This is a genomic window from Leisingera daeponensis (assembly GCF_019801465.1).
Classification (GTDB): Bacteria; Pseudomonadota; Alphaproteobacteria; order Rhodobacterales; family Rhodobacteraceae; genus Leisingera; species Leisingera daeponensis_A.
On sequence record NZ_JAHVJA010000036.1, the window covers coordinates 1 to 2,880 of the forward strand.

The 2,880-nt window shown below is 65.2% G+C and carries 2 protein-coding genes; both read right to left on the reverse strand.

Features of this window, described 5'->3' with window-relative positions; translation table 11 throughout:
• Positions 1 to 1,334: NAD(P)(+) transhydrogenase (Re/Si-specific) subunit beta (locus KUV26_RS23405; RefSeq protein ID WP_222510262.1), on the reverse strand; the 1,334-nt coding region annotated here is incomplete at its 3' end.
• Positions 1,335 to 1,350: 16 nt separating this feature from the next.
• Positions 1,351 to 2,880, reverse strand: a 1,530-nt coding sequence (locus KUV26_RS23410; protein ID WP_261400101.1) for a Re/Si-specific NAD(P)(+) transhydrogenase subunit alpha, incomplete at its 5' end; no start/stop codon positions are given.

The following is a 2,880-nucleotide window of genomic DNA, read 5'->3' on the forward strand; positions in this document are numbered from 1 at the left end:
CCCGTGCCCTGGCCGCGTTTGGAGACGAACACCTGTTTCGCCTTCCAGCACTCCAGAACCGGCATGCCGGCGATCGGCGAGTTCGGGTCCTCCTGCGCCGCAGGGTTCACGATGTCGTTGGAGCCGATCACGATGGCCACATCGGTGGACGGGAAATCGTCGTTGATCTCGTCCATCTCCAAGACGATGTCGTAGGGCACCTTGGCCTCCGCCAGCAGCACGTTCATGTGGCCCGGCAGGCGGCCTGCCACCGGGTGGATGGCGAAGCGCACCTCCTTGCCCTTGGCCCGCAGGCGCCGGGTCAGCTCAGCGACGTTCTGCTGCGCCTGCGCCACCGCCATGCCGTAGCCGGGGATGATGATGACGCTGTCTGCTTCCTCCAGCGCGGTGGCAACACCGTCGGCGTCGATGGCGATCTGCTCGCCTTCCACTTCCATCGCAGGGCCGGTGGTGCCGCCGAAGCCGCCCAGAATCACGCTGACAAACGACCGGTTCATCGCCTTGCACATGATGTAGCTGAGGATCGCACCGGAGGAGCCCACAAGCGCGCCAACCACGATCAGGAGGTCATTGCCAAGCGAGAAGCCGATCGCCGCTGCGGCCCAGCCGGAGTAGCTGTTCAGCATCGACACCACCACCGGCATGTCAGCGCCGCCGATGCCCATGATCAGGTGGTAGCCGATGAACAGCGCCGCCAGCGTCATCACGAACAGCGGCAGGAAGCCGCCCGAGTTGAAGTACCAGATCAGGCAGAGGAAGGAGAGCGCCGCGGCACCGGCGTTCAGCATGTGGCCGCCCGGCAGCTTGGTCGCCGCCGAGGTGACCTTGCCCGCCAGCTTGCCAAAGGCAATCACCGAACCGGTGAAGGTGATGGCTCCGATGAAGATGCCGAGGAAGAGCTCCACCCGCAGGAAAGAGATCTCTGCCGGGGTTTTCTTGGCGATCAGCTTGGCAAAGGTGCCGAGGTCATCGGTGCTGCCCGCAGCAACAGCCGCCGCCACATTGCCGATCTCGAAATGGGCGATGAAGCCGACAAACACCGCCGCGAGGCCGACCAGCGAGTGCATCGCCGCCACCAGCTGCGGCATCTCGGTCATCTGCACCTTCTTGGCCACATACGTCCCGATGATGCCGCCGCCCGCGATCAGCAGCAGCGACAGCAGCCACAGGCCGGAACCGGGGCCGATGAGGGTGGCGAAAACCGCCAGCCCCATGCCGGCGATGCCGTACCAGACCGCGCGTTTGGCGCTTTCCTGGTTCGACAAGCCCCCCAGCGACAGGATGAAAAGAACAGCCGCAACGACATAGGCGGCGGTGGTGAAACCGTAATCCATTTGTTCGGCCCCTCTTTTAAGATTTCTGGAACATGGCGAGCATGCGCCGGGTGACGAGGAAGCCGCCGAAGATGTTGATCCCGGCCATGAAGACGCTGAGCGCCGCCAGCAGGATCACCAGGAAGCTGCCCGATCCGATCTGCATCAAGGCGCCCAGGATGATGATCGAGGAGATCGCGTTGGTGACCGCCATCAGCGGCGTGTGCAGCGAATGCGCAACGCCCCAGATCACCTGGAAGCCCACGAAACAGGCCAGCGCAAAGACGATGAAATGCTGCATGAAGCTGACCGGCGCGAACAGCCCGACCAGCAACAGGAGCGCACCGCCGCCTGCCAGCATGGTGACCTGGCTTTTGGTCTGCGCCTTGAAGGCCTCAACCTCCTGGGCGCGTTTCTGTTCCGGCGTCAGTTCCGGCACGGTTTCCTTGGGCTTGGCCGCAATCGCCTGCACCTTCGGCGGCGGCGGCGGGAAGGTGATCTCGCCCTCAAACGTGACGGTGGCGCCGCGGATCACGTCGTCTTCCATGTTGTGGTTGACCTGGCCGTCTTTCTCCGGCGTGAGGTCCGCCATCATGTGGCGGATGTTGGTGGCGTAAAGCGACGAGGCCTGCGCCGCCATCCGGGACGGGAAATCGGTGTAGCCGATGATGGTGACGCCGTTGTCCGTCACGATCTTCTCATCCGCGACGGTCAGCTTGCAGTTGCCGCCTTTTTCCGCCGCCAGATCAACGATCACCGAACCCGGCTTCATCGCTGCGACCATATCCTCGGTCCACAGCTCCGGCGCTTCGCGGTTGGGGATCAGCGCGGTGGTGATGACAATGTCCATCTCCGGCGCCAGCTCGCGGAACTTGGCGAGCTGCGCTTCGCGGAATTCCGGCGAGGAGACCGCCGCATAGCCGCCGGTGGCGGCGCCGTCCTGCTGCTCCTCCTCGAAATCGAGATAGACGAACTCGGCGCCCATCGATTCCACCTGCTCGGCCACTTCGGGGCGCACGTCGAAGGCATAGGTGACGGCGCCCAGGCTGGTCGAGGTGCCGATGGCGGCGAGGCCCGCAACGCCGGCGCCGACCACCAGGACCTTTGCCGGGGGCACCTTGCCCGCGGCGGTGATCTGGCCGGTGAAGAAGCGGCCGAAGTTGTTGCCCGCCTCGATCACCGCGCGGTAGCCCGCGATGTTCGCCATCGAGCTGAGCGCGTCCATCTTCTGCGCGCGGGAGATCCGCGGCACCATTTCCATGGCGATGACATTGGCGCCCTTGGCCTTGGCCGCCTCCATCCCCGCTTCGTTCCCGGCCGGGTTGAAGAAGGAGATCAGCGTCTTGCCCTTGGTCAGCCGCTTCAGCTCGGTCTCGTCCGGCTGGCGCACCTTGGCGACAATGTCGCAGGCCTTCCACAGCGCCGCCGGGGTCTTGATGATCTCGACGCCCGCGGCCTCATAGGCGGCATCGGAAAACCCCGCCGCCGCCCCGGCCCCGGCCTCGATCGCGCAGCCGTACCCCAGCTTCTGCAGCTGCGCCGCAGACTCCGGCGTCATCGCTACGCG